Origin of the sequence: Rhodanobacter sp. OK091 (genome assembly GCF_900142825.1) — a bacterium.
Lineage (GTDB): Bacteria > Pseudomonadota > Gammaproteobacteria > Xanthomonadales > Rhodanobacteraceae > Rhodanobacter.
Genome location: NZ_FRCH01000001.1, coordinates 757,969 through 781,280, shown reverse-complemented (window position 1 = coordinate 781,280; position 23,312 = coordinate 757,969). Strand labels below are relative to the sequence as shown.

Annotated in this window: 11 protein-coding genes; 3 read left to right on the top strand and 8 right to left on the bottom strand. The window is 64.9% G+C overall.

The window, feature by feature from the left end:
• Window positions 1-139 precede the first annotated feature (139 nt).
• Genes BUA26_RS03805 through BUA26_RS03795 form a run of 3 tightly spaced genes read right to left on the bottom strand, consistent with a single transcriptional unit; the run spans window position 140 to window position 5,519 of the window.
• Complete coding sequence (locus BUA26_RS03805; protein ID WP_072758010.1) at window positions 140-1,819, bottom strand: alpha-amylase family glycosyl hydrolase; 1,680 nt, start codon at window positions 1,817-1,819, stop codon at window positions 140-142.
• Window positions 1,816-3,315 carry an MFS transporter gene (locus tag BUA26_RS03800; RefSeq protein ID WP_255368149.1) on the bottom strand — a complete coding sequence of 500 codons (1,500 nt, stop codon included), beginning with the start codon at window positions 3,313-3,315 and terminating at the stop codon, window positions 1,816-1,818. The genes BUA26_RS03805 and BUA26_RS03800 overlap by 4 nt, the downstream gene beginning before the upstream one ends.
• A 14-nt stretch (window positions 3,316-3,329) precedes the next feature.
• The gene (locus BUA26_RS03795) at window positions 3,330-5,519 is read right to left on the bottom strand and encodes an alpha-L-rhamnosidase-related protein (protein WP_072760003.1); all 2,190 of its coding nucleotides are present in this window, start codon (window positions 5,517-5,519) and stop codon (window positions 3,330-3,332) included.
• Window positions 5,520-5,845: 326 nt separating this feature from the next.
• Between BUA26_RS03795 and BUA26_RS03790 the strand changes: the two genes are divergently transcribed.
• Window positions 5,846-6,859 carry a LacI family DNA-binding transcriptional regulator gene (locus BUA26_RS03790; RefSeq protein WP_072758006.1) on the top strand — a complete coding sequence of 338 codons (1,014 nt, stop codon included), beginning with the start codon at window positions 5,846-5,848 and terminating at the stop codon, window positions 6,857-6,859.
• A 346-nt stretch (window positions 6,860-7,205) separates the two neighbouring features.
• Entirely contained in the window at window positions 7,206-9,689 is a 2,484-nt protein-coding gene (locus tag BUA26_RS03785) for a glycoside hydrolase family 3 protein (RefSeq protein ID WP_083572861.1), read from the top strand.
• A gap of 268 nt (window positions 9,690-9,957) precedes the next feature.
• Here BUA26_RS03785 and BUA26_RS03780 read toward each other — a convergent pair whose 3' ends face one another.
• Window positions 9,958-12,363 (bottom strand): TonB-dependent receptor, encoded by a 2,406-nt coding sequence (locus tag BUA26_RS03780; RefSeq protein ID WP_072758001.1) that lies wholly within the window; start codon window positions 12,361-12,363, stop codon window positions 9,958-9,960.
• Between the two features lie 169 nt (window positions 12,364-12,532).
• On the opposite strand from BUA26_RS03780, the gene BUA26_RS03775 reads away from it, so the two are divergent.
• Window positions 12,533-14,116: a tryptophan halogenase family protein gene (locus BUA26_RS03775; protein WP_072757999.1), complete on the top strand. Its 1,584-nt coding sequence runs from the start codon at window positions 12,533-12,535 to the stop codon at window positions 14,114-14,116.
• Between the two features lie 7 nt (window positions 14,117-14,123).
• Here the strand turns inward: BUA26_RS03775 and BUA26_RS03770 are convergent, their stop codons facing one another.
• From BUA26_RS03770 to BUA26_RS03755, 4 genes are all read right to left on the bottom strand, one after another.
• Window positions 14,124-15,677, bottom strand: a complete 1,554-nt coding sequence (locus BUA26_RS03770; protein WP_072757998.1) for a GH39 family glycosyl hydrolase — start codon at window positions 15,675-15,677, stop codon at window positions 14,124-14,126.
• Window positions 15,678-15,950: 273 nt separating this feature from the next.
• Window positions 15,951-18,224: a glycoside hydrolase family 31 protein gene (locus tag BUA26_RS03765; protein ID WP_143154227.1), complete on the bottom strand. Its 2,274-nt coding sequence runs from the start codon at window positions 18,222-18,224 to the stop codon at window positions 15,951-15,953.
• Between the two features lie 133 nt (window positions 18,225-18,357).
• Window positions 18,358-19,947, bottom strand: a complete 1,590-nt coding sequence (locus tag BUA26_RS03760; protein ID WP_072757993.1) for an alpha-amylase family glycosyl hydrolase — start codon at window positions 19,945-19,947, stop codon at window positions 18,358-18,360.
• Between the two features lie 357 nt (window positions 19,948-20,304).
• Window positions 20,305-23,118: a TonB-dependent receptor gene (locus BUA26_RS03755; RefSeq protein WP_255368148.1), complete on the bottom strand. Its 2,814-nt coding sequence runs from the start codon at window positions 23,116-23,118 to the stop codon at window positions 20,305-20,307.
• Window positions 23,119-23,312 lie beyond the last annotated feature (194 nt).

Here is a 23,312-nt window from a genome sequence, read left to right as displayed (position 1 = left end):
CTATTCTGGCTTCTTCGGGGGGCGGTCAGCGCCTTCAGTGCTACAGACGTCTCCCCCAATCTGAGTAGCACGAAGCTTTAGAGGGGGGCGATCGCCGCCTAATCCTTCAGCATAATCTTGCAGTGTCGAATCGAGTGGATCAGTGCGTCGGATGCCCGCGCTCCTGCATCAGTCGCGTCAGCTCCGCGACCAGGTCCGCCCGCGTCGCCACCGCATCCAGCAAATAGACCTGCACGTCGTGTGGCACGACGCTGGCATGCAGATGGCCCCCATCGGTCACGTCGATCGCGGATCCGTCTAGCGCCGGCTGCCAGCGACCGGCCTGCAGATAGTCGCTGACGTCGAATTGCGCGGCGGCGTCGCCTTTGTTGAGCAGCACCAGTGCGATCTGGTGCACGTCGCCTTTCTGGTATACGCGATAGAACGCAGCCTGGTCGCCGGCGAAGTGGATCGGCAGCATCAGGCCGCGCTGCAGCGCTGGGGTGTTCTTGCGCAGCGACGCGATGCGTTTCAGTTGGTTATAGATCGGGCTGCTCGCGGCGTCGTCGATGCGCTGCTGGCCGTAGTAGTTGCGGTTGCCTTCGTGCTCGGCCTTGCCGCGCTCGAATCCGGTTTCCGAGCCGTAGTAGATCGCCGGGATGCCGCGGGCGGTGAACAGCCAGTTGTTGGCGTCGATGAAGCCGTTGTCGCTGGCGTTGAGCCGAGCCATGTCGTGGTTGTCGTAGAACGTGACCAGTTCGTACGGGTTCGCATAGGGGCCATTGGTGAGGTAGAGGCGATCGAGCAGATGGACGTAGTCGCTGCCGGGGTGTTCGAACACGTCGGCGATGCGGCCGCGCAGCGGGAAGTCGAGCACGCTGATGCCGCCGTTCTTCGCCCAGGTGTACTGGCCGATGTTGTCGGGGCTGTAGTCGAACGCCTCGCCGAACATGAAGAAGCCTGGATGCTTCGCGCGGATACGTGCAGCGAACTGTTTCCAGAACGCGGTGGGCATGTGGCTGATCGTGTCGATACGGAACGCGTCGGCGCCTTCGCCGGCCCATTGCAGGTAGGCGCCGACGAAGTAGTCCAGCACCGCCGGATTCTCGTCGTCGTTGTTGGACAGCTGGGCCAGATCTTCGTACGCGTGATAGAAGCGGTGCAGCGGATTGCGCACGGGGTCGAGCTGGTCCGGTCGCAGATTCTGTTCGTCGGCGATCAGCTTGCCGTCCTTGTCGTAGATCTGGCCGAACATCGGTTGCGCTTTCGGCATGCTGAAAGCGGGGGAGCCGTGATTGGCGACGATGTCCTGCACCACCTTGAGTCCGGCTTGATGCATGGCAGTGGTGAACTGGGCGAAATCGAGTCCTTTGCTGGGCAGGTGCGGGTCGAGCTTGTAGAAGTTGACGCCCCAGTAGCCGTGAAAGCCGGTCTTGCCGCGATCGGTGAATTTCGAGCCCCAGCTCACCGGGTCGCCGCCGGTGAACGCCTCGTTCGGGTTTTCCACGATCGGCGTGATCCACACGGCGCCGAAGCCCATGTTGCGGATGTAGCCGGCGTTGTCGAGCACGCCCTTGAAGTCACCGCCGAGGTAGCCGATGTTGTCGCTCCGACCCTTGGGCGCGCCCGGTACCGGAATGTCGAACGTGGGATGCGCGCCGCCCTGGTGGCGCTGGTCGTTCGACGGATCGCCGTTGACGAAGCGGTCGGTCATCACGAAGTAGATCGCGTTGGACGCGAACGGCGCATCGGTACCGACGAATTCCGGCGTGGTGGTGGCTTGCGCGAAGCCGCAGGCCAGCGTGAGCGCGCCGGCCAGCAGGAAGTTTCTCTTGATCATGTCGGGATTCCGCCGGCGACGGCGGCGGGCGCCGCGTAGACCGGCTCTCGCACGCGCAAGGTGAACAGGCCGGCGACCAGCAGGCAGGCGCCGCCCAGCGCCAGTGCCCAGATCGGCTGATTGTGGAAGCACAGCCGCAGCAGCAGGCCGAGCACGCTGGCGGCCAGCAGCTGCGGGATCACGATGAAGAAATTGAAGATACCCATGTAGACACCCATCTTCGCTGCAGGCAGGTTGTCCGAGAGCAGCGCATACGGCAGCGACAGGATCGACGCCCACGCGAAGCCCACGCCGACCATCGAGGCCAGCAGCCACTGCGGATTGCGGATGACCAGGAACGACAGCAGCCCCGCGCCGCCCAGGCACAGGTTCACCAAGTGGCTGATGCGCAGGCCCCAGCGGCGCACCATCAGCGGAATCACCACGGCGGCCAGCGCGGCGAAGCCGTTGTACGCGGCAAACAGCACGCCGACCCAATTGGCGCCCTCGTTGTAGGCGGCCGAGCCGGTGTCGGTAGTGCCGTACAGCGTCTGCGTCACGCCCGGCGTGGTGTAGATCCACATCGCGAACATCGCGAACCACGAGAACAGCTGCACCCAGGCGAGCCGGCGCATCGGCCCCGGCATGCCGTACAGGTCACCCATCACTTCGCGCAGCATGCCGGAGCTGCGGGTGAAGGTGAGCCAGGCGAACAGCAGGCCGAACACGATCAGGCCGCCGGCCAGCAGGTACAACTCTTTCTCCAGCGCGAAATGGCGGATCGCGAACAGCACCAGCACGCCGGCCGCCAGCAGCAGCAGGCCGAGTTTCCAGGCGCGCGAGGCATCCGCCGCGGGCTGCTCGGCCACGCTGTCGGTGAACGACTGCAGTTGCGCGGGCGGGTATTCGCGCGTGCGCAGGATCGTCCACAGTACCGCGCCTAGCAGCACTGCACCGCCGGCATAGAACGCATACTTCACCGTGTCGGGTATGCCGCCGCCAGGCGCCACGTTGGCCACACCCAGTTGCGCCAGCATCCACGGCAGCGCCGAGGCCACCACGGCACCTACCGCGATGAAGAAGCTCTGCATCGCATAGCCCAGCGGTCGCTGGGGTGTGGGCAGCTGGTCGCCGACGAAGGCGCGGAACGGCTCCATCGATACGTTGATCGAGGCATCCAGAATCCACAGCAGCCCGGCCGCGATCCACAGCGCAGGCGCATTCGGCATCCACAGCAGCGCCAGCGAGGCGAACACCGCACCGACCAGAAAGTACGGTCGGCGCCGGCCCAGCCGGGTCCAGGTGCGGTCGGAGAAGTGGCCGATGATGGGCTGCACGATCAACCCGGTCAGCGGCGCCGCGATCCACAGCGCCGGGATGTCGTTCACGTCGGCGCCCAGGGTCTGGAAGATCCGGCTCACGTTCGCGTTCTGCAGCGCGAAGCCGAACTGCAGGCCGAGGAAGCCGAAGCACATGTTCCAGATCTGCCAGAACGACAGCGACGGTTTGGTGTTCAAGAGTGTGCTGTCCTTCATGGTGTGCCGTCACCGGTGGCGAGCGGAGCGATCAGCAGATCATGCACGTCGGCCTCGTTCAATGGGCCATCAGTACCGCCGCTACCGCCCGTGTAATGGCCGAAGTGGGCGAGGTAACTCATGTTGAAGCCGTCGCCAAGATCGAACCGGCAGGCGGCGCCGGCCTTGGCGCTGAAGCGGCCCCAGCTGGATGGCTGTGCGCGCACGCTGTGCGGCATCACGATCGGCAGCTGCTGCTCGTCGCTGCCATCGCAGCGGACGTGCAGCATCTTCACCGCGGCAGTGACGCCGGTATTGATCGGACCGTGGTCGTTGGCGTAGTCGAGCGATACCCGGTAGTCGCCGGTGGCCGGCGCGCTCCAGCTGCGCGGCCAGTGGCCGGCGACTTTCACGACCTCGCCCACGCAGGTGGCTGGGCTATGCAACGATTCGATGCCGTGCGCGTCCATGCGGGTGGCGCTGATGCAGGTGAGGCCGGCCTGCCGCGCAAGGTGGTCGCTGCCTTCGACGCTGCCGTGGCGCCGGCCGTTGACATAGACCTGCACCTTGCCGTCCACCGTGACCTGCCAGCCATCGCCGTCGGCGCGCACTAGCGGTGCGGGTGGCGCCACCGGCGCGTACAGCGGGGCATCGGTGCGTAGCGGCGCGTCCTTCACCTGCACCGCCTTGAGCACCACCGTGGTGGCGGCGTCGTGCGTGGTGCTGCGATCGGCGACCAGCAGGTTGCCGGCGTATTTCTTCGGAAGCTGCAAGGTGATGCTGCGGTCGGTGAGCTTCAGCGTGATCGAGCTGCGCTGGCCGAACAGCATCGGCACCAGCGAGGTCGGCAGTTTCGGTTCCACCTTGCCGTCTTCGCCGAGGCCGAACACGCCTTCGGTGGCCACCGCGAGATACGCTGCCACCGACCACAGCTGGCGCGGCGAATTCACCACCGGGCCGCTGAGCTGGCCCTCGTCCACGTGTTGGCCCTGGGTCAGCAGTTCGTAGTTCTCCATGTTGGAGCCATACAGCGCCGCGCCGCGCATCACCGATGCGATCTCGTGGGCGATGCGTGCGGGCTGCTCCAGCTTGCGCGCTGCGCGCAACGCATAGGCGCTGACGAACGGCCAGATCGCGCGGTTGTGGTAGATCGGCTGGTCGGAACGCTCGGGCCAGATCACCGGGCTGCCGGCGGCCCAGGTGGGGTAGTTCGCCAGGGTCTGCTGCGCACGCTGGCCATCCGCTACGCCGCTGTCGATCGCCAGTGCGATGCCGAGCAGGTCGTAGGTGTCGTAAGGCGTGCCGTCGCCGCCGATGTAACTCATGTACATGCCGCGGTCGGCGCGCCAGAAGTGCGCGTTGATCGCGCTCTTCAACGCGACGGCCTGGCTGCGGTAGCCGGCCACCGCCTTCGTGTCGTGCCGCTGGGCGGCCATCGTGGCGGCGAGCTGCAAGGCCTGGTAATGCAACACGTTGGTGGACAACGCGTAGGACTGCGCGATGAAGGTCACTTCGTCCGCCGTCCAGGCCGGATAGGTTTGCTCGCGCCAGTCGAGAAACGAGGTCTCGCCGCGATACAGGCCGAATGCGGAATCGAACGCGTACTGCCGATCCTGCACCAAGGTGGCGTCAAGCGCCTTGTAGACGTTGCCGGCGAATGCCGGATCGTCGAGCAAGTGCCGTGCACCGAGAAACCACACCACGCGGTCGGTGCTGATCGGCCAGCTGCCGCCGGAGCCGGTGTCCTGCATCGGGTAAAGGCCCTGCGGCGCAGACGGGGCGCGTACCTCGGACAACTTGAACTGCAGCCCGTTGCGCGAACGCGCCGGGTCGAAGCGCCACAGGCCGAGGTCGATCGAATACGCCAGATCGCGCGTCCACACGTACGGCCACTTCAGGCCGGTCTCGAAACAGTGGCAGGGAATCGGCTGGCCGTGGTCGAACGCACCGTCGCGGATCCCGGTGACCGAGTCCTGCCGCAGATCGTCCTGCGCCATCGCGAACAGTCCGTCGAACAATACGCTGGCGGTATCCGTGCGCAGCGGCTGTGCCGCGATCACGCGCTGGCCGTACGGCCACGCCAGCGTGTAGTTGTCCTGCGCATCGCGGCTGATGCCGGCGTGCACGCCGTGCCAGTCCAGTCCGTCATGCCAGGCCGGGGAGCCTGTGCTGGCGGCTATCGCCGCGGCCAGCAACACGCTCAACATGTGCGCGCCGCCGTACAAGGTTTGCAGCCCATGGTGCTGATCATCGAATAAGCCCTCCGGCGTCTGTTATGTCACGGCGCGGCATATCCCGCATGTTGCAGTTGCAACATCCGGGACAGGCTGGCGCGGGGATGAGTCCCGCATGGTAGGTAGCGTCGCAATGCAGCAACCAGTGGTTGCATACGTATTCATTCGGTCAGACCAGACGCGGCACCGTTCGCAGCGCGTCCTGCGTTCGCGGACGGTCGTTGTAAAGCCGGTCCTTGTAAAGGGCAGGGCGATGGCGGCATAGTCGATCGACACCAGCAATGACAGCGGGAGATTCCATGCGGGTACGCCTCGAAGATGTGGCGCGCGCAGCGAGCGTATCGCCCAAGACGGTGTCCCGCGTGCTCAACGACGAGGCCAACGTAAGCGACGAAACGCGCAAGCGGGTGCGCGCCGCGATGGAGGCGATGGATTACCGTCCGCATCCGTCGGCGCGCAGCCTGGCAGGCAGCCGTTCGTTCCTGGTGGCGATGCTGTACGACAACAACGACAACCCGGCCTCGACCTACCTGGCCGAGATCCAGGACGGCGTGCTCGAAGCCTGCGACGCGTATCGCTACAGCATGATGGTGCGCCCGCTGCGCATGCGCAGCGACGATTTCATCCGTCGCCTCGACACCTTGATTTCCGATCACCATCCCGACGGCGTGGTGCTGACGCCGCCGATCACCGACTACGCGCCGCTGCTGAAGCGCCTGCGCGAGCGCAACGTGCCGTATGCGAGCGTGTCGCCGATGCAGCGCCGCAACGCCATCGGCGTGACCATGGACGAACAGCGGGCCGCGCGGGCGATCGTAGAGCACCTGCTGGAGCTGGGCCATCGACGGATTGCTCACGTCATCGGCATCGCCGATCACGGCGCCAGCCGCTGGCGCCTGGCCGGTTATCGCGAGGCGATGGCCGCCGCGGGTCTGCCCGAGGATCCGGCGCTGGTAGTGCAGGGCGCTTTTACGTTCGGTTCCGGTGTCGCCGCGGCGCGCGAGCTGTTCGCGCTGAAGCAGCGGCCTACCGCGGTGTTCGCCGCCAACGACGACATGGCCACCGGCGTGATGTGGGCGGCCGGCGAGTATGGGTTGAAGGTGCCGCACGATCTTTCCGTGTGCGGCTTCGACGATACCCCGCTGGCGCGCCAGCTGTGGCCGGCGCTCACCACCATCCAGCAGCCCAGCCGCGAGATGGGAAAGATTGCCGCGCAGCAGTTGCTTAATCTCCTGCGCGGCCGTGGCCCGGGCCAGCTGGTAGAGATACCGTTTTCCCTGCAGATCCGTGACTCCACTGCCCGCGTTCCCTGATACTCGTCCGCGACGTCGCCCTTGTAGGAGCGACTTCAGTCGCGATGGCCGCGCCAGCGGCCTGTTCGTGCGAGCAGATGGGCGGCAAGAAACCACACGAGCTTCGCGGGGTTTCGCGACTGAAGTCGCTCCCACAAGAAATATGTCGCTCCTACCGGAATAACGAGAGTTCCTCGGATGACCATGCTGCTAAGCGAATTGACAGCGCTGTCATCCATGTCAGTATGCGGTTTCGACGCGCGCCGCCGGCGCGCCAGCCTGGAGCCCTGCCGTGCCCTTGTCGCCCCCATCGCCCCTGTCCCCGCGTCGCATTTTTCTGGCCGTATCACTTGCTGGCGTGCTGCTCATGCCCATTCATTCCGCATCGGCCGTCGACGCCGCCACCGTTCATCCCGAGCTGTGGCCGCAAGGGCATTCGCCACTTCCGCCTGACCCCGCAATCGAGGCCCGGGTCGAGGCGCTGCTGGCGAAAATGTCGGTGGAGGACAAGGTCGGCCAGATGATCCAGGCCGACATCAAGTACGTGACTCCGGACGACGTGCGCACCTATCGTCTCGGCTCGGTCCTGGCCGGCGGCAATTCCAAGCCGAACGGCCAGCAAACCGCTACGGCGGTGCAATGGCAGCAGCTGTCCGACGCGTTCTACCGCGCCTCGATGGATACCTCGGGCGGGCGCTTGGCGATTCCGGTGCTGTTCGGCATCGACGCGGTGCATGGCCACAACAATCTGGTCGGCAGTACGCTGTTTCCGCAGAACTCCGCGCTGGGCAACGCGCGCGATCCGGAATTGATCCATGAGATCGGCCAGGCCACCGCGCGGGAGTTGCGCGCCAGCGGGATCAACTGGACCTTCGCACCCACTCTCACGGTGCCGCAGGATGGTCGCTGGGGACGTGCCTACGAAGGCTATTCGCAGAATCCGGCACTGGTCGCGCAATACGCCCATGCCGTGATCGAGGGCTTGGAAGGCAAGCTTGGCACGTCGCAATACCTGGATGCCGACCACGTGATCGCCACCGCCAAGCATTTCCTGGGCGATGGCGGTACCCGCGACGGCAAGGACCAGGGCGATGCCCAGGTCAGCGAAACCGTGCTGCGCGACGTGCATGCGGCCGGTTATCCGCCGGCGATCAGGGCTGGCGTGCAGGTGGTGATGGTGTCGTTCTCCAGCTGGAACGGCGTGAAGATGGCCGGCAACAAGGCGCTGATTACCGACGTGCTGAAGGGCCGCATGGGTTTCGGCGGCATCGTGCTGGGCGACTGGAATGCGCATGGCCAGGTGCCCGGCTGCACCAACGAGGATTGCCCGGTGGCCTACAACGCCGGGCTGGACATGCTGGAGGCGCCGGATTCGTGGAAGGGTCTCTACAAGAACACGCTGGCGGAGGTGAAGTCCGGCGTGATTCCGATGGCCCGCGTCGACGATGCCGTGACCCGCATCCTGCGGGTGAAGCTGCGCCTTGGCATGTTCGAAGCCGGACTGCCGTCGGCCAATCCGCTGGTGGCCAGATCGGCACAAGTGGTCGGCAGCCCGGCACATCGCGCGCTGGCGCGCCGCGCGGTGCGCGAGTCGCTGGTGCTGCTGAAGAACAAGGGTGCGGTGCTGCCGATCGACCCGCGCAAGCACGTGCTGGTCGCCGGCGACGGCGCCGACAACATTTCCAAGCAGAACGGCGGCTGGACGCTGACCTGGCAGGGCACCGGCCTGACCAATGCGAATTTCCCGGGCGCCACTTCGATCTTCGCCGGTATCCAGGCGCAGGTGAAGGCGGCCGGCGGCAGTGCCGAGCTGTCGGTCGACGGCGGCTACAAACAGAAACCCGACGTCGCCATCGTGGTGTTCGGCGAAGATCCCTACGCCGAGTTCCAGGGCGACCTGCCGAACCTGGCGTACCGGCCAGGCAACGATCATGACCTCGGCCTGCTGCGTCGTCTGCGCGCGCAAGGCATTCCGGTGGTGGCGGTGTTCCTGACCGGCCGGCCGCTATGGATGAACCGCGAGATCAACGCGGCGGATGCATTCGTGGTGGCGTGGCTGCCGGGCAGCGAAGGCGAGGGCATTGCCGACGTGTTGCTGCGCACACGCGAGGGTCTCATCGCCCACGACTTCCACGGCAAGCTGGCGTATGCGTGGCCGCGCACGGCGGTGCAGATTCCGGTCGCGGCGGCCGCGCGGGGCGAACAGCCGCAGTTTCCCTACGGCTTCGGCCTGACCTATACCGACCGCAGCGATACTGGCCCGCTGTCCGAGGATGCCGGTGTCGAACTGAGCAGCGCGCGGGCCGGCGTCTACTTCACCCATGGCAAACCGGCCCAAGGTTTCGCGCTGCGCCTGACCGGCGCCGACAGCGCGGCCGTCAATGTCACCGCCACGCCCGCGGCGACCACCGACGGCAGCTTGCGCATCAGCGCGCTCGACTACAAGGCGCAGGAGGATGCGCGCAGCCTGGATTGGTCGGGCGGCGGGAAGGCACGTGCCGCGCTGGTGGCGCCCGTGCCGCTGGATGTGGACCGCGAGACCAATGGCGACGTGCTGCTGGTGACCACGTTGCGGATCGACACGGTGTCGGCCGCAGGCACCACGATCGGCGTCGGCTGCGGCAGCGGCTGCAGCGGCGAAGTGCCGATCGGCAAACAGCTGGCTGCCTTGCCGCGCGGGCAGTGGCTGCGCGTCGGCGTGTCGCTGAAATGCTTCCGCGACGCCGGCGCCGACATGAGCAAGCTTGACCGCCCGTTCGAATGGATCAGCAGCCCCGGCGAAAACATCGCCATTACCGAGGTGTCGCTGGGCACGGTGGCGGACCGGACGCTGGACTGCCGCGCACATTAGGCCAGCCCGTACCCGACCGCCGACGCGCCGCGCCGACGCGTCGACCACCGCCGTGTAGGAGCCCGCTGGCGGGCGATGCTGTTGCTTTGATGGTTGGGTAGGAAAAACCAAAGCAACAGCATCGCCCGCCAGCGTGCTCCTACCCCATACGTGCTTCCGGGATTTCAGCGAACAAGCCGGAAGAACCAAAAAAAATGGATGCCCCGTTGCGGGGGCATCCAGCGGCGACGGGAGGGGAGGTCTCCGTGGCCAGGGGGAAAGCTGAAACCTAGAACCACACCCCGAGATTGACGCCGAAGGTGCGCGGCGGCAGATATTGCGAGGTGTAGGCAAAGCTGCCGCCCGGCAGCGCGAAGCGGCCGGCACTGGTGCGTACCTTGCCGTCGGCCACGTTCTGCACGTACGCCCCGACCCACCAGCGATCCTGCGGCTCGGTGTAGCGCACGGAGACGTCGCCGCGGCCGTACGCTTTCTGCTTGTCGCCGTCACCCAGGTTGAACGTACTCAGCCACTGCGAGCTTTGGTACTGCGCGGACAGGCGAGGCGTCACCCGGCCGCCGTTGGACAGGCGGAAGTCGTGCTCGTAGATCGCGGTGAGCGAGGCATTGGGTGCGTGCGGCAGGTCGTTGCCGCTGACATCGACGCAGGCGCTGATGCCGGACGCCGGCGGGCAGGCGGGCAAGCCCTGATAGTCGTTGCTTCCGGCGTACTTGAGGGTACCCAGTTCCTTCTTAGGGATTGCCGAGAACACCAGGTTGAGGCGGTCGTTCTCGCTCGACAGCGCCAGCTCCGATTCGAAGCCCATCACCTTGGTGGTGCCCTTGACGTTGGAGAAGCCCAGCCCGCGGTTGCCGTTGGGATAGGTGATCGGCGCGGCGAGCTGGAAGTTCTTGAACTGCTCGTAGTAGACCGCGCTGTTCCAGGTCAGGTGGCCATCCAGAAAGCTGAACTTCGAGCCGACTTCGTAGTTGGTCAGCGTCTCCGGTTCGTACAGCGTGCCGGCGTCCTGGGTGCCGCCGGATTTGTAGCCGGTGGACACGCTGGCATACAGCAATCCGTGCTGGCCGACATCGGTATCGATCCGGGCCAGCCAGGTGACCTTGCTCTTGTCGTACTTCGCGTCGTTGATGGTGGAGACGCTGAAGCCCACATTGCCCGGCTCGACATCCGGCGAGATCGGCACCTGCGGCACGGTCGGGTCATAGGCCCAGCCCCAGCCGCGGCCGCCCTCGTTCTTCTTGATGTCGTTGGACCAGCGCGCGCCACCGGTCAGGCGCAGGCTGTCGGTGATGTGCCAGGTGGCTTGGCCGAAGAAGGCCTTGGACTCCACTGTCTCCTTCGGCTGGATGAACGAGCCCTGCCAGGCCACGGTGCCTTGCGAGGTGCCGTTGAGGATCGGGATGTCGAAGCGGATGTTGTTGTCCTCCGCGGCGTAGTAGGCACCGAGGATCCAGTCCACGGCATTGTCGCCGGTCGACTTCAGGTCGAACTCGTGGCTGTAGTTCTTGTAGTTGGAGAAGTTGGTGCGATCGGCCTGGTAGGACGCGCCGGTGGCGAAGCTGGTCGGCACCTGCACGCCGTTGTCCTGGTCGAAGTTGCTCTTGCCGGAGAAGCGGTTGAAGCCGAAGACGTAGCTCAGCATCATCGAGTCGCCGATCTTGAAATCCATCCGGCTGCGCACCGTGTGCGAATCGCGCTTCAAGTAGGGCGCGGTATCGATCAGCGCCGACCAGAAATCCTGTCCCGCGCGCGGCTGCTGCATCAGGCTCATGCCGGGCGTGCCGCGATCGCGGAAGTACTCGTAGGACAGGTTCCAGGTGAAAGTATCGTTCGGCTGCCACAGGGCGCTGACGCGCGCCGCCGACTGGTCCTGCGCGTCGTACTTGTCGCCGCCGGTCACGTAGTCGCTGGCGTTGATCGGCTGGAACGTGGCCAGCGTGCCGCCACTGGCGAGATATGCGGCCTGCTGGCTGGCCACGCTGGGCAGCTGCTTCGACGGACTCTGGTAATTCACGTAACCGTCGTGCTGCTCCTGCGCCATCGCCACGCGCATGGCGAAGGTGCTGCTGATCGGCAGGTTCACCGTAGCGCGCGTGCCGACATGGCTGTAATTGCCGGCCTCGATCTGGGCGTTGCCGTAAAAGCCGCTGAGATCCGGCTTGCCGGTCTGGAAATTGACCACGCCGGCGGTGGAGTTGCGTCCCCACAAGGTGCCTTGCGGGCCACGCAGGACTTCTGCGCTATCGATGTCCAGCAGCAGGCCGGCGGCCGCTTCCGGGCGCGGCGAATACACGCCGTCGACGAACATCGCCACTTCGGGATCGGCATATTCGGTCTTGGCGCTGTCGTTGCCGATGCCGCGCATGGTCAGCGTGACGACGCCATGGTCGCCCTGCGACGTGGCCTCGAAACCGGGCACCAGCTTGGTGATGTCCTGCACCGTCATCACCCGCTCCTTGTCGAGCGAGTCGGCGCTGATCGCACTGATCGCGACCGGGGTTTTCTGCAGCGGTGTTTCGCGTTTGGTCGCCGTCACTTTGACGGCGTCCAGATCCTTGACCTTCCTGCTGGCCGCCGCGTTCTGCGGGGCGGGATCCTGTGTTGCGGCGTGGACGGCGCCGGCGGCAAATATGGTGGTCATGGCGACGTACAAAGCCGAATAACGTAATTTCATTTCACCCTCTCCCCAAAAATCGTCGTGGACCTGCAGGTAGTCGCGGACATGCGGTAGTCTTCGCATGACAGCGCTGTCAAATTAAATGACAGCGCTGTCATCGGGGGCGATCCTACTGCGAAAGTCGGCAATAGGCTTGTTGCGAAGCAGCAAGCGGGAGGAAAGTGAAATGGCGCGTATCCGAAAGATCCTGGTGGTGGGCGGCGGCACGGCCGGCTGGCTGACGGCTTGCTACCTGGCCAAAACGTTGAATATCGCGGAGCCGGAAAGCATCCGGGTCGAGCTGGTCGAATCGCCGAACATCGGCCTGCTCGGCGTGGGCGAGGCCACGTTTCCCTCGATCCGGGGCACGCTGGCCGCGATCGGCCTGGACGAGCGCCGTTTCCTGGTCGGCGCCAGCGCGACCTACAAGCAGGGCATCCAGTATGTGAACTGGGTGCGCCCGCCCGGCGAGCCGGGACCGGACCGTTTCTTCCATCCCTTCAGCTTGCCCAGCCAGCGCAGCGGCAATCCGGAGCTGCTGCCGTACTGGCTGCTCGGCGGCGCTCCGGAGGGCATGGCTTTCGCCGACGCGGTGACCATGCAGAAACGCCTGATCGATCACGGCCGGGCGCCGAAGCGCGCCACCGATCCCGATTACCAGGGGCCGATGAACCACGCCTATCACTTCGATGCCGCCTGTTTCGCGGCCGTGCTGGCCGAGCACGGCCAGAGCCTGGGCGTCAGGCGCCACCTGGCCACGGTGGAACGGGCCGAGCTGGACGGATCGGGCGCGATCGCGCGCATCGTCACGAAGGAAATCGGCGAACTCAGCGCGGACCTCTACGTGGATTGCACCGGCTTGCGCGGTGCGCTGATCGGCACGGCGATGCAGTCGCCGTTCCACAGCCGGCGCGACGTGCTGTTCGCCGACCGCGCGGTGGCGCTGCAGGTGCCTTATCCGAAACCGGACACGCCGATCCTACCGTTCACGCGCGCCACCGCGCAGGAGGCGGGCTGGACCTGGGACATCGGCCTGCAGAAGCGGCGAGGCATCGGCTACGTCTACTCATCGCGGCATACCGATGCCACCCGTGCGGAACAAGTGGTCCGCGACTACGTGGGCGACGCCGCGGCCGGATTGGAGGCGCTGCATATCAAGTTCGAGACCGGCTACCGGCCGGACCACTGGCGCCGGAACTGCGTGGCGGTGGGCCTGGCCGGCGGCTTCGTCGAGCCGCTGGAATCCACCGGCATTGCGCTGGTCGAACTGGCCGCCTACCTGATCACCCATCTGTTGCCCGGCGACGTCGGCGACATGGAACGCACCGCGCGCCAGTTCAACCAGATGATGGTGGCGCGCTACGAGCGCATCATCGACTTCATCAAGATGCACTACTGCCTCACGCAGCGCCGCGACAACGCATTCTGGATCGACAACACCGATCCCGCCGGCATCCCGCAGACCTTGCAGGACCGCCTCGCGCTATGGCGCCATCGCCCGCCGCACCGGCTGGACTTCGTCACCGACCTGGAAATGTTCATGCCCGCGAGCTGGCAATACGTGCTGTACGGCATGGAGTTCAGGACCGACCTCGAACCGATGCGCAGCGCGTATCCGCAGATGGAGGCGGCGCAGCGCGAGTTCGCGATGATCCAGCAGATGGCCGGCCATGCGCTCGGCGATTTGCCGGATCATCGAGCGCTGGTCGAGCAACTGTGTCGCGAGCATGCGCAGCGGCTGAGGCAGAAAGAAACCGTTGGCGTGAGCTGAGCGGTGCTCAGCGCAGCTCCACCACCACCAGCCCCTGCACCGGAACGGTAATCGCGAACTTGCCGTTGCTCACCGCCATCGACTCGGGCGCGGCCAGTTTGCCGGCTTCGCGCAGCTGGGCGATCTGCTCGCGGCTGGGGAAGTCGGGGCGGCCCATCCGGTCGAACGCGGCGACAGCGTTGCCGTGGGTGGCGTCTACCCGCCAGACCGTGGCGCGGGCGCCGGCGGGCAGATGCCGCACGTCGATGCTGAAGTGCTTCGGCGCGCCGACGGGTTCGCCGGGCGTGTAGCTGGCGGTGTCGCCGACGGGCGGGGCGTAGTTCCACAGCGCGATAACCACGCTGCCGTCCTCGCGCCGGGTGACCAGGGCGGAATCGGAATCGACCGCGATCTGCTTGTCGCCCAGCTTGTGCAGCACGGCGAACGCGTTGAAGGCGGGCTTGGGAATGCGGTTGGCGGCGATCAGGCCGAAGCCGCCGTAGAACGGATTGCGCACGACGCCCTGTTCTTCGAACACGTCGGAGAACGACCAGTGGCTCATGATCTGCACCTTGCCGGCGCACTCGCGGATCGTGTTGGCGATCCACGGCCCCATGAACACGGTGTCGGTGACGTTGGGCAGGTTGGCGTAGCTGGCGTTGTGTTCGCTGAAGATCAGCGGCATCTGCGGATACGGCGACGCGGCGATTTCCTTGTGCACCTTGTCCACCGCGCGACAGACCATGTCGGCGCGCGGAATCTTCTCGCTGGTGTGGAACACGTTGTCGGCGGTGTCGTCGCCGTAGACATGCGTGCTGACGAAATCCACCGGCACGTTGTTCTTGTGCGTGTGCGCGAGGAAATCGGTGGCCCACGCGGCCTGCGCGGTGGACGGGCCGCCCACGCGAATGCGCGGGTTCACCGCCTTGAGCGCACGTACGGTGTGGTCGTACAAGGTGAAGTAGGTGACCTGCGGGGGCGTGCCGGCCCAGAACCCGATGTTCGGTTCGTTCCATACCTCGAAGTACCAGCTGGCCACTTCGTCGATGCCATAGCGCTCGATCAGGTGTTTCGCCAGCGCGCCGATCATCGCGTCCCACTCGGCGTAGTTCTTCGGCGGCGCGATATTCGGGCGGTACCAGAACGGATGCAGCGCGGCTGGGTCGGAGGTCAGCTCCGGCGGCATGAAGCTGAGCTCGACGAAGGGTTTCACGCCACGCTCGAGCAGGCCGTCGTAGATCTGGTCGACATAGGAGAAGTTGTAGGAAATCTTTCCCTGCGGGTCGCGCTGCACCAGGCCCACGTCGTGGTCGAGGATGCCGTGGAAGCGGATGTAGCTGAAGCCGGTAGCCTGATGCACGGCTTCCAGATCCTTGCGGTAGTCGTCGCGCAAGGCCAGCGAGGCGCGGCCCGAGCCGAGCATCTGTTCCCAGAAATGCGGGAAAGGCGAGGCGGTGGCGGTGGCGTCGATGTGCAGGCTGGTGGTGGTTGTGGCGGGTGCCGCGGCGCTGGCCGTGCCGGTGATCAGCAAGGCGGCGCAGGCGGCCAGGGCCAGGTTTCGTAGCAAGGCGGGAATAGCCATGGCAGGTCCTGTTCGATACGTGGTGTGACGCGGATCGGACTGGCCGGAGCCAGCAACCATCGAGATGTAAACGTTTACATCGAGGCGCAGTTTCCTACACCCGCGCGATGGCGTCCAGCCATTCGTCAGTGCAAGAAGCAGGTCTGTGTTGCTCTGCGGCGGCGCAGTGAATGGCCGCTGGCACCGCCGCCATGGGCCCGGCTTATGTCCGGGCCTGCTGAGCCAGGATCACGCCGTAATGGCCGTTTGCCCAGACGATTACGCGGAACTACCTCAGCCGTTGTCGCCCAGGGTCAGCGCGATGTCGCGCACTGTTGCCGCCATCACCCGCACATAGGTGACGGCGCCGTATCGATCGTGGCCGCTGGCCCAGCCCTCGCCCTGGCTGTGCTGCAGCGCGTCCAGGCTTTGGAAAGGCGGCAGGCCGGTGCCGCCGCTGCGGACGGTCGCGGCGGCGCCGCCATGGATCTTCAGCAGATAGGACTTCAGCGCGGGCTTGAAACTGCCGGAGACGGCGCCGGTTCCGAACCGCACCGTGTGGCCTTGCCGCTGCACGGAGAGCGACTGCGCGAAGTACGCGCCTTTCTCGTAGTCGTAGGTGTTGCCATCGTCGTCGTAATAGTCGAACTGCGTGCGTGCGTCGGCGGGAAATACGTCGACTTCCAGCTGGGTCAGCGGCTTTTCGCCGACGTAGTCCATCGGCGGCTGGGTCGGGATGATCGCGCCGTCGCGGATGAACAGCGGGATGTCGCCCCAGTGCTTGCTGTCGATGGCGAGACGGACGGTTTGGCCGCCTGGGTAAGCCTTGCCGCTGAACCAGTCGGTCCAGCGGCCGGCCGGCAAGTAGACGTCCTTCGACGTCTGCCCCGGTTCGACCACCGGCGACGCCAGCAGCCAGTCGCCGAACAGCCATGCATCGACGTCGTTGCGCAGTTGCGGATCGTGCGGCCAGTCGAACAGCAGGGGGCGTACCAAGCCGACGCCGTGTGCGCGGCGTGCGTGCTCGTAGCTGTAGATATACGGGATCAGCAAGTAGCGCAGGCGGATCGCATCGGCGGCGGCTTTCTCCGCGACCGGCCCGTATACCCACGGCTGGCGCTTCTGGCCGAAGTCGCCGTGCACGCGGAAGATCGGCGTGAACGCGCCGAACTCGATCCAGCGTGCGTAGTTCTCATCCGACGGGTGGCCATGGAAGCCGCCGCCGTCCATGCCCCATTGCATCGCGCCCACGTTTATCGCGCTGAGCATGCGCGCACGCTGGCCGGCCATGCTCGCGAAACCGGTGAGAATGTCGCCCGACCACAGGCCGTAGGCGTAGCGCTGGGAGCCTAACCAGAAATTGCGGTTGACCGACCACACGCGCTGGTTGGAGATCGCGCGCTGACCGTCATAAAGCGTGCGCTGCATGTTGAGGAACTGGGTGTTGCTCGGCGTGTTGTCGGCTTCGTCGTTCCACCAGCCGGCGATGCCGGTGGCGAAACTCTGTTTCAGCGCATCGTTGAAAAACCAGGCGCGCGCTGCCGGCTTGTCGAAGTCGATGTCCTTCACCAGTTTGAGCGAAAAGTAATCCGGCGCGACCTTCTCGTCGGGGCGCCACAGGTCGTGCGCCGTGGCGTAGCGGCCTTCCACCGTATCGACATGCACGCGTGGCTTCATGATGCCGGTGAGGCGGATGCCGCGCTCGTCGAGATCGGATTTCAGCTTGCCGCTGGGCGCGTCCGGAAACTTGGTGGCGTTCCAGCGGAACTCGCCGTAGTTGTCCTCGCCCCACGCTTTCCAGTCGAAGTCGAGCGTGAAGTTGTCGATCGGTATGTGTTTGGCGCGGTAGGTGTCGACGATCTGCAGCAGTTCTTTCTGGTCGATGCCCCACTGGCTGTTGGTGAAGCCCATCGCCCACTTCGGAAACAGCGGCGACCGACCGCTGAGCTGCGTCAGCGCGGCGAAGATGTCGGTGGGCGTGCCGATCAGGATGTAGTAATCGGAATGCTGATGCGTACTGTTGTCGACGCTGATCGCGCCGGGCTTCAGCGTGAACGTGGCGCCATCGCTGTCGAGCAATACGCCGTAGCCGGCGGTGCTCCACACGAACGGCGCGCCGGCATGGCCTTGCTCGCCGGCGCCGGCTACCTGCTTGCCGGTACGCAGCAGGCCGGCGGCGGCATCCTCTGTCGCGTTGTAGCCGCCGATGCCGTACAGCGCACCCTGCGGTTCGTGCTGCAAGGTCAATTCGCCGTGTTGCAGCGAGGGGAGATCGAGCTGCAACAGGGGACGACGTTGCGCATCGTCGATCCGCAGTTGGCGATGCTGCTCGTCCCAGTGGACCGAGGCGCGCGCGGTGGTCATGCTCGCGCCATTCGCGCCATTCGCGTCGGTGCGCACTTGTTCGAACACCGGGTGCGCGGCGTCGTGGTCGATCGCCAGGGAGGGCGCATTGGCGGCGTCGCCATGCGTGTTTTGCACGTGCACTATACCGGGCGCGACGAAGCGGATGCTGAGCTGATCCGTGCCCAGGCCGATCAGCATGACGTGGTCGCGGATGTGTGCCATGGAAGTCGCCTGCGGTGGCGGTGATGTTGCGGCGGTCACACCGATCGGTGCCAGCGCAAGGCCCAGCCAGAACCTTGTCGCCATACCGAGCCGGTTGCGGCGTACGGATCTTTTCATCGCATCACCTCAGTGTTCATTGCAGGATCGCCGTAGTGTAGGGCGGCATCTGCAGTCGGTCGTCTTGCAACGTGACGCCGGGCTTGCTATGCAGCAGCACGGTATGGAAACGGTCGTCACCCAGCGTCATGTCCTGCGGCCGGCCGGACAGGTTGTGCACGACCAGTACCCGACTGTCGGCATCGTCGAGTAGCCAGGCGGCGATGTGCGGATTGCTCACGGCGTGCGCATGGATGGTGCCGTCGCGCAACGCGCCGAGCTGACTGCGCCAGTGGATCAGCATCGTGTAGTAGTGCAGCAGCGAATCCGTATCTGCCTGTTCTGCCTCGACCGACACTGCCGGACCGTCGTGCGAGGTCGATGCCTTCCAGGTCGTTTCGCCCGGGGCATCGGTGGCGCGGCTCCAGCGCATCGGTTCGCGCAGATCGGGGTCGGGCTTCTGTCCGCGCATGCCCAGTTCCTCGCCGTAGTAGACGAACGGCTGGCCAGGCAGGGTAAGCAACAGCGCGGCGGCCATGCGCATGTGCTGCGGGTCGCCGGATAGCTGACTCATCACGCGGTTCTGGTCATGGTTGGACAGGAATGGCGCATCCACACCCGATTTGCCGGTGACCTTGCGATAGGCGGCGTCGGTGCGCGCGAGCAGTGCGCCGAGATCGCCGGCACGCTCGCTCCTGGCGCTGTCGATCAGTCGCGTCGCCAGCGGAAAATCGAACACCGCATCCAGCGGCTTGAAATACGGCGCCAGCTGATCCGCCGAGTCGCGGGTCACCTCGCCGACGATGTAGGCGGCGGGGTCGACCGCATCCATGCCGCGACGGAATTCGGACCACCAGGCGAGGTTCTTCGCCAGCGTCTGCGGGTTGTCGATATCCGCCTTGAAGTCGAGGTAGATGTGCTGGGCCGCGTCGAGGCGGAAGCCGTCGACGCCTTTTTTCAGCCAGTACTGGCCGACCTTGATCATCTCCTGTCGCACGGCCGGCGTGTCGTAGTCGAGGTCGGGCATCTCGGCAGTGAACGTACCTTCGTAGTGCTGTTCGCCGAGTTTGTGCCAGGCCGGGCCGTCTGTTGCGCTCATGGTCTGGAGATCAGTGCGCTTGTCGGCCCAGCTGTACCAGGTGTGGTGGGGGGCCGCGGGGTCGGCGGCCGCCTTGAACCACGGATGCTCGTTGCTGGTGTGGTTGATCACCAGATCGATGATCACCTTGAGGTGGCGCTTGTGCGCCTCGTCCAGCAAGTGCTGGAAATCGTCCGTCGTGCCGTATTGCGGGTTGATGCCGTAGTAATCGGTGACGTCGTAGCCGTGATAGCTGGGCGACGGGTTGATCGGCATCAGCCAGATGCCGCTGACGCCGAGCGACTGCAGATAATCGAGTTTCGCGGTGACGCCGTTGAGATCGCCGATGCCGTCTCCGTTGCTGTCGGCCCAACTGCGTACGAAGATCTCGTACCAGACACCCGAGCGGGCAATGGAATACTCGCTCGACGGCGACGTCTTGGTAGCGGTGCCATGGTCAGCGGCGGGCGCACGCGGTGATTGCGCCGCGCATCCGGTGGCGAGCAGGGCAGCGCATAGGAGTGAGACGAGGGGAGAAAGGCGTATCAACGGAGACTCCGGCAACTTGCGGGTGATCGCGTTGTTCTCGCGTGGTCGGTGATGTGCGCAGAACAGCGCCGATCAATTTTCGGGAGCGCTCTTCATGGTAAGCCGCAGCGTCGTGGATACCATTGTTCTGCATACGTATTCATCCACACGGTTGTGCGATTTTCCGTGCTGCATAACGGAATGAGCGGAAGAGTTTTCCAACTGCGCGTGCGGAGCGCGGCTATCCCGATCGACAAGAGCAGGCTTGGACAGTCGAGGTTTTTTGGCAGGCTTGTCGAGCCGTGCACGCTACGCAAATGGGAGCCAAAAAAACCTGCCGGCGTCGCCGCCGGCAGGATAGGGAGTTGGCGCGTTAGCTCAGAACTTGTAGGTGGCGCCGAGCAGGTAGGTGCGACCCCACTCGATGTACTCGAGCGGGCGATCCTTCGTAGTGGCGTAGGTTCGATAGGGCGCGTTCGTCAGGTTGCTGGCCTGCAACTGCAGGCTGAGCCCATGAAGGCTGCTCCCGGGGCCGAAGGTGTAACCGACCTGGGCGTCGAAAATGTTTTCACCGACGACATAGCGCAGCGTGCGGGCGCCGGCAAAATTGCCAATCTCGCCGATAAAGTCCGAACGCTTGCGCTCGCTGATGCGTGCGTCGAACCCGTTCTTCTCATAGTAGGCCGTCAGGTTGAACACGCGCTTGGACAGGCCGGGCAGGCTGATGGGGCCGTTACCGACACTCGTGGCGTTCTCCGGAGACAAGATCTTGATGCTGCTATCGTTGAAGCTGGCGCTCGCCAGGACACCGAAGCCATCAAGCGCCGGTGTGATCATGTTCAGCGGCAACGACGTGGAAAGTTCGAGGCCTCTCAGCGATCCACCCTTGCCGTTCATCGGCGCGCTGAACGTGCCGGTCTTCAGCGCCGGCGGTGAACCCGGGGGAGGGGTGTAACCAGCCACCAGACCAGAGAAGTCGTAGTTGTCGCGGGTCTGCGTGTAGATGTAGCTGGTCAGATCCTTGTAGAAGAACGCAGCGGCCACGTAGCCGCCGCTGTCGCCAAAGTATTTCTCCCACGAAAGATCGAAGGCGTTGGCGCGCCACGGGTCGAGCTTCGGATTGCCACCGCTGGCGCCGGGCTTGCCGGTTGCGGTGTCGACACCGAAGTCCAGGGAGGCACGCATGTCATCCATGCGCGGACGCGCCACCTGCTTGGCCAGCGCCACGCGAAGCATCTGGTTTGCGGTCAGTGAGAAAGCGAGATTCAGGCTGGGCAGCACGTCGGTGTAAGCCTTGCCGCTGGTGAATCCCTGAATTTGACTGCCGACAGGTTGCGTGCCGTTGAATACGTTGGCGGAAGAGGACTGGTCGGCATGCTGCAACTGGACGCCGATATTGCCCCGAACCGGCACACCCCATGTGGTGTCGATGTTGCCCATGGCGTACGCGGTGGTGATCTTCTCGGACAATGCCCAGGCTTTCGACACCAGGTACGACGCATTCGAGTTCGGCTGGAAGGTCATGTAGCGCGCGACGACGCCAGGCACGTACCACGACGGGATACGGCCCACGCCGGCAAAGCCGAGATTGACCAAGCCGTACTCCAGGTCGGGCGCGATGGTGGTATCGCCTTGCGCGCCGACATTGATATTCCCTTCGGGCTGCTGCTTGTTCTTTTCGCGGTCGGCGTAGTTGACGCCGAATTCGACATCCGAGACCACATGGCTGATCCAGTCAGGCATCGGCACCGTGGCGCCGAGCTTGGCGCTCTTCAACTCATCGCTGACCCGCGGCACCTTGCCGTAGCCGGAGCCATAAATGGTATTGCGCAGGAACAGCTTGCTCGGATCGGAATAATCCAGTCCGGGCGACAGCTGGGAGAAGTTGCTGCCCGAGTAATTCAGGTTCAGCGTGTCCAGCTGCGGAACGGGCTCCAGCTGCGTATTGTTTTCCAGCTCGAGTTCGTGACGCTTGGCCTTGGAGTAGCTGACATCGGCCACGATGCTGACTTGCCCGGCGCTGAATTCGTTCTTCCATCCAGCGGCGTTGATCGTGTCGTGACGGCTGTCGTACATACCGCGCACCAGCGGATACAGATTGCTTGCCGTGCCGCCAGTGAAAGTACCGTTGCCGTTGATGGTGGGGTTGGTGACGTTGATATGGCCATAACCGCCGTTGTAGTCGCCGAGGTTGACCTCGAACTGGTTGGCCGTGTCTTTCTGCGTGGCCTTGGTATGGAACAGGTCGAGCGTGCTCGTCCATATGTCCGAGGGCCGCCATTCCACCGTGGCCATCACGCCGTCGCGCTTGGTGTAGCCGGTGCGGCGTAGGGCCTTGATGCCCTCCGAGTACCAGGTGCCGGCGGGCACGCCAGGACGCCAGCCGGCACCCACCTGCTCCCACGGTTCATACAAGCCGACCTGGTTCTCCTGGGTTGGCGTCAGGGAGTGCGCGTAGCCGACTGCAATGCCAAGCGTATGGTCCATGAACTGACCGATATAGCTTGCGTTGAAGCGATTGCCGTTGGCGCTGGCATTGGCCGCCGAACCCAGCGAATTGTGCTGGCCGCGGACACCGACCACAGCCACGTCTTCGTGGTAGTCCAGCGGGCGGACGGTGTGCATGTCCAGGGTGCCCGAAAGTCCCTGGCCGATCAGGCTGGCGTTGGGCGTCTTGTACACCGTAACGCCGCTCATCAGTTCGGATGGATATTGATCGAACTCCACGCTGCGGTTGTCGCCGGTGCTGACCATCTCGCGGCCGTTGAGCAGCGTGGTGGCGAAGTCTGGCGAGAGGCCTCGCACGCTGATGACTTGCGCCCGACCCGCGACACGCTGCGCCGAAACGCCCGGCAGGCGGGCAATCGATTCGGCGATGCTGACGTCAGGCAGCTTGCCGATGTCTTCGGCGGAGACTGCCTCGACAATCTCGTCGGACGACTGCTTGATCGCGGTCGCATTCTGGATACTTAGTGCGAAGCCGCTCACCGTCACGGCACTAAGCTGGGTGGCTTCCTTCTTCTTCTTCGCCTTGGCGTCCTTGATGGCCTGCGCGTCTTTTGCGGTCTGGCTGGTGTCCTGCGGACTGGCTGACTGGTCATTCTGCGGCGCGGCCGCGTATACGGTAGCTGAGGTCGCGCAGAAACCGACCGATGCCAGCGCCAAGGCCAACACATTGCGTTTGAATATCACCGTGATCCCCTCCCAGGGTTGTGCGTCGTTTTCTTGTAGTTGCTGCAGCAATCAAGCCCCAACGTTGCGACGGCCAGCACGCATGCACGCGCCCTGATCCGCCGCTGTGATGGTGATGTTAGGGCTGCCTTTCGCGGTCGAGGTGGATCATGCATACGTATTCATTGTGCTGCTTTGCATCGCAAACATGCGCG